Source organism: Cellulomonas bogoriensis 69B4 = DSM 16987, assembly GCF_000767165.1.
In the GTDB taxonomy this organism is placed as follows: domain Bacteria; phylum Actinomycetota; class Actinomycetes; order Actinomycetales; family Cellulomonadaceae; genus Actinotalea; species Actinotalea bogoriensis.
This window is the reverse complement of the sequence record NZ_AXCZ01000150.1, coordinates 1-6,765: the sequence shown is the minus strand read 5'-3', so window position 1 is coordinate 6,765 and position 6,765 is coordinate 1. Positions and strand designations below refer to the sequence as shown.

The window sequence follows — 6,765 nt, the reverse complement described above, 5'->3', positions numbered from 1 at the left end:
CCCCTCGGTGACGACCTCGCCCCGGCGCACGATCATGAGGCTGTGCAGCTCGATGCCGGCAGCGCGCACGGCCTCCAGGAAGCGGTCCGTCGCGCCGGTCCCTGGTGACCGTGGGGCGCGGGGCAGGCGGGCGACGTCGACGACGCGGTCGGGCATGGGCCTACCTTGGCACGACGCGTCCGCCCCCGTGGCCGGTGCGGGGACCTACTTCCAGCGGCGTCGCGTCCCGGCGAGGAACTGGGCGTAGCCGGCCAGGGACGCCGTGGAGCACAGGGCCTGGTACAGCAGGAGGAACGCCGCGTACCCGAACCGGTTGCGGCGCACCCTCAACCCCAGGGGCCCGAACACGTGCTTGGACTGGTAGGTGCGGACCAGCCCGTAGACCAGCAGGGTCATGGGGAACACGACGAGCGTCCACGCCGACACCACCAGCGGGAAACCGAGGGCGAACAGGAGGATCCCCGGCAACCAGATGAGCGCGTACCCGATGTCGAGGAACGGGATGAACAGGTCGATGCCGGCCACGAACCGGGTCAGGGGCCGCTGCTGACGCCACGGGGGTACCGCCCGCAGACCCTCGAACATGCCGCGGGCCCACCGTGCCCGCTGCCGCATGAAGTGGGTGACCTTGACGGGCACGTCGGTGAACGCCACCGCGGTCGGCTCGAAGTAGACCCGGTTGCCGCCCTCCATGAGCTTCCAGGTGACGACGATGTCCTCACCGATCGCGTCCGGCCACCCGCCGATGCGCCGCACCTCCTCGGTCAGGTAGACCGAGAACGCGCCCTGGGCGACCAGGGTCGCCTGGTACAGGCCCTGCATGCGCTTCACGGCCGCGATGCCGAGGTAGTAGTCCCACTCCTGCATGCGGGCCAGCAGGTTGGTGCGGGAGTTGCGGACCAGGACGGTGCCCGCGACCGCGACGGTGTCGCCGGGTGCGCTCTCCAGACGGGACACCAGCCGGCTCAACGCCTCACGGTGCAGCAGCGTGTCGGCGTCGACCGTCACCACGTACGGGGTGGTGACGGACAGGAGCGCGGTGTTGAGGGCGTTGGACTTGCCGGGGGTCTCCTCCCGGATGATCACTAGGTCGATGCCGAGCTCGTCGGCGGTGGCGCGGGCGACCTCGGCGGTGCGGTCGGTCGACCCGTTGTCCGCGAGCATCACGGTCACCGGGCCGGCGTACTCCGCCCGCCACAGCGACGCGATGGTCTCCCCGATGCCCGCCTCCTCGTTGCGGGCGGCGACGATCACGGTGACGGGGGTGGTGGGTTGCGCGACCCGCAGGGCGGGTTGCCTGTCCAGGGCGAGCGAGGCCGCCATGAACGACACCACCGCGCCCGGCAGCAGCGCCACCAGGATCACCACGGCCCAGCCCACCACGGGTCCCCCGAGCCTGGACAGGTCCGTGATCCACCCTTGGGCGATCCATGTCGACAGGCCCACCCAGAGGCACATGAACGCCACCGCGAGCGTGAACTTCCCGGCGACGGGGATGTACAGGGGGCGCCGTTCGCGGCGGTGGCGGGGCCCCCTGCCGGCGGCCCGCCCACGTTGGGTGACCGGCCAGGCTCGCCGAACCGCCCGGACCTGGTCACCCGAAGGTGGGACCGGTGGCGCCTGCTGACGGTCCACGCTCACGCCCGGCCCATCGGCGGTTCACCCGCACGGACGAGGGTTCGCGCCGAAGTTCACCCGGATGAACTCCCGTGGCACGGCACAGGGCCCGGGTGGTGGGGTGCACCACCCGGGCCCTGTGCCCGGTACGACCCGTCAGGGTCGCGGCCGTGTCACTTCTCGTCGGTGCCGTCACCCTCGGTGGTGGTGAGCGGCGGCATGGCCGAGACCGACACACCCACGGGCTCGCCGTCCCCGTCGGGCCCGGTGGGCTCACCGATGCCGCTGAAGACGAACTCGCCGAGCAGGCCCTCGCCCTCGGCGTCGACCCGCACGGTCTGACCGGGGCGCAGCTCGCCGAAGAGGATCTTCTCGGACAGCTGGTCCTCGATCTCGCGCTGGATCGCGCGGCGCAACGGCCGGGCACCCAGCACCGGGTCGTAACCCTTCTCGGCCAGGAGCTCCTTCGCGGCCTGCGTGAGCTCCAGACCCATGTCCTTGTCGCGCAGGCGCTTCTCCAGCCGGGCGATCATCAGGTCGACGATCTTGATGATCTCGTCCTGCGTCAGCTGCGGGAAGACGACCATGTCGTCGACACGGTTGAGGAACTCGGGACGGAAGTGCTGCTTGAGCTCGTCGTTGACCTTCGCCTTCATGCGCTCGTACGACGTCGAGAGGTCACCGCCGGCCTGGAACCCGGTCTGGACGCCCTTGGCGATGTCCCGGGTACCGAGGTTGGTGGTCATGATGATGACGGTGTTCTTGAAGTCGACCACACGACCCTGGGAGTCGGTCAGGCGACCGTCCTCGAGGATCTGCAGCAGCGAGTTGAAGATGTCGGCGTGGGCCTTCTCGACCTCGTCGAACAGCACCACCGAGAACGGACGCCGACGCACCTTCTCGGTGAGCTGACCGCCCTCGTCGTACCCCACGTACCCGGGGGGCGACCCGAACAGCCGCGACACCGTGTGCTTCTCGGAGAACTCGGACATGTCGAGCTGGATGAGGGCGTCCTCGTCCCCGAACAGGAACTCCGCCAGGGCCTTGGCCAGCTCGGTCTTGCCGACGCCCGTGGGGCCGGCGAAGATGAACGACCCACCGGGACGCTTCGGGTCCTTCAGACCCGCGCGGGTGCGCCGGATCGCCTGGGACAGCGCCTTGATGGCGTCCTCCTGGCCGACGACCCGCTTGTGCAGCTCGTCCTCCATGTGGAGCAGCCGGCTGGACTCCTCCTCGGTGAGCTTGAACACCGGGATGCCGGTGGACATCGCCAGGACCTCGGCGATCAGCTCCTCGTCGACCTCTGCGACGGTGTCGAGGTCACCGGACTTCCACGCCTTCTCCTTCTCGGCGCGCTTGAGGCCGAGCTGCTTCTCGACGTCGCGCAGGCGCGCGGCCTTCTCGAAGTCCTGCTCGTCGATCGCGGACTCCTTGTCGCGGCGCGCCTCGGCGATCTGCTCGTCGAGCTCACGCAGCTCCGGGGGCGCGGTCATGCGACGGATCCGCAGGCGGGCGCCGGCCTCGTCGATCAGGTCGATGGCCTTGTCCGGCAGGAACCGGTCGTTGACGTACCGGTCGGCGAGGCTCGCCGCCGCGACGAGCGCCTCGTCGGTGATGGAGACCCGGTGGTGGGCCTCGTACCGGTCACGCAGACCCTTGAGGATCTCGATGGCGTGGGTGAGGTTCGGCTCGGCGACCTGGATCGGCTGGAACCGGCGCTCCAGGGCCGCGTCCTTCTCGACGTGCTTGCGGTACTCCTCCAGCGTGGTGGCCCCGATGGTCTGGAGCTCACCGCGGGCCAGCATCGGCTTGAGGATGCTCGCGGCGTCGATCGCGCCCTCGGCGGCGCCCGCCCCGACGAGGGTGTGGATCTCGTCGATGAACAGGATGATGTCGCCGCGGGTGCGGATCTCCTTGAGGACCTTCTTCAGGCGCTCCTCGAAATCGCCGCGGTACCGGGACCCGGCGACCAGCGCGCCGAGGTCCAGCGTGTACAGCTGCTTGTCCTTGAGGGTCTCGGGCACGTCGCCGCGCACGATGTCCTGGGCGAGGCCCTCGACGACGGCCGTCTTGCCGACACCGGGCTCGCCGATGAGCACCGGGTTGTTCTTGGTGCGGCGCGACAGGACCTGCATGACGCGCTCGATCTCCTGCGCGCGGCCGATCACCGGGTCGAGCTTGCCCTCGCGGGCGGCCTGGGTGAGGTTGCGCCCGAACTGGTCGAGCACCGCCGACCCGGACGGCTGACCCTCGGCGGGACCGCCGGCGGCGACCGGCTCCTTGCCCTGGTACCCGGACAGCAGCTGGATGACCTGCTGGCGGACCCGGTTGAGGTCCGCACCGAGCTTGTTCAGGACCTGCGCGGCCACGCCCTCACCCTCACGGATGAGCCCGAGCAGGATGTGCTCGGTGCCGATGTAGTTGTGGCCCAGCTGCAGCGCCTCGCGCAGCGACAACTCGAGGACCTTCTTGGCGCGGGGGGTGAAGGGGATGTGGCCGGACGGGGCCTGCTGGCCCTCACCGATGATCTCCTGCACCTGCGAGCGCACGGCGTCCAAGGAGATCCCGAGGGACTCCAGGGCCTTCGCTGCGACGCCCTCACCCTCGTGGATGAGGCCGAGCAGGATGTGCTCGGTCCCGATGTAGTTGTGGTTGAGCATCCGCGCCTCTTCTTGGGCGAGGACGACCACCCGGCGGGCCCGGTCGGTGAATCTCTCGAACATCTGCGCTCCTTGCGGGCGGCGTGCACCCTGCCTGGCACAGGGTCTGGACGTCGTTCGTCAAGGCTAACGGCGGGGACCCCCGGACACTGCCCGTGTTCGCCGCAGGCGTGACGCGGCACCCTCCACGGCGTGTCGCCCCGGCGTGTCTGGGGATGCCGGGTGCTCAGACCCCGGCGGGCTCGTACAGGCAGCTGGGGTCCTCGGCGAGGACGTCGCCGGTGACGGCGTAGGCGTAGGAGCGGGACCCGCCGCAGACCTGCCGGAACTCGCACCGCCCGCACCGTCCCGTCAGGGCATCGGGGTCGCGCAGGGTCCGCAGGAGGTCGGACTCACGGTAGATCTCCGGGAAGGGGCGGTCCCGCACGGACCCGGCGACCAGGGGCAGGAACCCGCTGGGGTAGACGTCGCCGATGTGGTCCACGAACGCGAAACCGCGCCCGGAGTTCACGTCCAGGGGCGCGCGTGCCACGCGGCGCGGGGTGAGGTCACCGATGAGCTCGGCGGTGCGGGCCCGCAGCGAGGCCCGGAGCGGGCCCACCGGGAACACCTCGTCCGGTGCGGCGAGAGCGTCCCGCTGCAGCGCCAGGCGCCGGTAGTGGGGGGCTTCGGTCGCCTTGATGGCCACCAGGGTGGAGACGTCGTGCAACCAGTGCAGGACCTCCTCCTCGTCGTGGGCCGTCAAGGGGGTGAGGGCCTGCCCCCGCCCGGTGGGCACCAGGAAGAACAGGCTCCACAACGACACCCCGGCGTCCACGACGATCCGCAGCACGTCCGGCAGGTGGTGCACCGTCTGGGCGGTGACGGTGGTGTTGACCTGCAGGCGGATCCCGAGGTCCTTCGCGGCGGCCATCGCCTCCATGGTCGCGTCGAACACGCCGTCGACCTGGCGGAACGTGTCGTGGCTGGCGGGGTCGGGGCCGTCCAGCGACACCGAGACCGCCTTGGCCCCTGCGTCCCGCATGACGGTGAGGGTCTCGCGGGTCAGCCGCGGGGTGACCGACGGTGCCAGGGCGACGCTCAGACCGACGCTGGTGCCGTAGGCGACCAGCTCGGCGAGGTCGTCCCGTTCGAAGGGGTCACCGCCGGTGAGCACCACCAGGGGTCGGGGCGTGCCGAACGAGGCGAGCTCGTCCATGAGCCGGCGCCCGTCGTCGGTCGACAGCTCGCGGGGGTCCCGGCGCAGGATCGCGTCGGCGCGGCAGTGCCGGCACGCGAGCTGGCAGGCGCGGGTCACCTCCCAGATGACGATGAACGGCCGGTCGGTGACGTCGTGGCGGACGTGCCGCACCGGTCGTCTGGGGTGGTCGCTCACCGCACTGCCTCCCTCTGGGGTGTCATCGCCAGGGCCGTGGCGGCGCGCTCACCGGAGGTGACGCACGCGCCCAGGCTGGCGCCGTCGTACGCGGCGCCCGCCAGCACTAGGCCCGGGTGGTCGGCCAACGCCGCCCGCGCCGCCCGGATGCGCGCCGTGTGCCCGACCTCCATCAGGGGCATCGCCCGGGGAAGCCTGCGCACGAGGACGTCGACGGGGTCGGCGGTGACCCCGAGCAGGTCACGCAGGTCCCGACGGACGCGCCGCAGGATCGTCTGGTCGTCCAGCTCGGTGACGTCCTCCTCCCCCGCGCGCCCCGCGGACAGCCGGACCAGGTCGTGGGGCAGGTCCGCCAGGTGCGGCCACTTGGCGGTCAGCATCACCGCGGCCCGCAGGAACCCGCCCGGTGGCACGAGCAGACCGGTCCCCCTGCCGGACGTCGCCCCGCGCGGGAGCGCCAGCAGCACGGTCACCACGCTCGTGGTGCGGATGCCCGCGAGCGCCGCGACCGCATCAGGGGCGTGACCGAGCAGGCTGGTGGCGGCGTGCGGGGGCACCGCCAGGACGACGCCGTCGGCGGGCAGGACGTCCCCCCGGGAGGTGGTGACCTGCCAGGTGCCGTCGGTGTCGCGGTCCAGGGCGGTCGCCCCGGTGCTGGTGCGGACGGTGACGGTGGTACCGGTGAGCAGGGCGTCGGTGAGGGTGGTGAGTCCCCCGGTGAAGGTCGTGAAGCCCGGTGGGCGGCCACCGGTGGTGGTGGCCGGCGTGGCGCGGCGCCGGCGGAGCTGGGTGAGCAGCACCGAGTCGCCGCTGGTGCGCAGCTGGGCCAGTGGTGGTGCGATGGCCTGGAGGCTGAGGTCGTGGACGTCGGCGGCGTGGATGCCGCCGAGGAGCGGCTGGACGAGCCGGTCGCACACCTGGGCGCCGAACCTGCGGGTGACGAACTCGCCGACGGAGACGTCGTCCCCGGTCGCGGCGCGGGCCAGGAGCGGCTCGAGGCCGGCGCGGACCACGCCGCGCGGTCCCAGCGTGCGTGAGCGCAGGACGGGTACGAACCGGGTGGGGCCGGTGGGCGTCATGCCGTCGGGCAGGGGTCGCAGGCCGCGCGGGGTC

4 protein-coding genes are annotated in these 6,765 nt (G+C 71.6%); all 4 read right to left on the bottom strand.

All coding sequences use genetic code 11. The annotated features are described in order from the left end of the window. Positions 1-204: 204 nt before the first annotated feature. The gene (locus N869_RS11745) at positions 205-1,641 is read right to left on the bottom strand and encodes a glycosyltransferase family 2 protein (RefSeq protein WP_156968516.1); all 1,437 of its coding nucleotides are present in this window, start codon (positions 1,639-1,641) and stop codon (positions 205-207) included. 149 nt (positions 1,642-1,790) lie between these two features. Next, positions 1,791-4,340: an ATP-dependent Clp protease ATP-binding subunit gene (locus tag N869_RS11740; protein ID WP_052105481.1), complete on the bottom strand. Its 2,550-nt coding sequence runs from the start codon at positions 4,338-4,340 to the stop codon at positions 1,791-1,793. A gap of 163 nt (positions 4,341-4,503) precedes the next feature. Continuing rightward, a complete protein-coding gene (locus N869_RS11735) occupies positions 4,504-5,652 on the bottom strand; it encodes a TIGR04053 family radical SAM/SPASM domain-containing protein (RefSeq protein ID WP_035061941.1) in 1,149 nt (382 codons plus the stop codon). Continuing rightward, positions 5,649-6,765 (bottom strand): protoporphyrinogen oxidase (gene hemG, locus N869_RS11730; protein ID WP_052105480.1); only part of this gene is annotated, 1,117 nt, incomplete at its 5' end. The genes N869_RS11735 and hemG, both read right to left, overlap by 4 nt.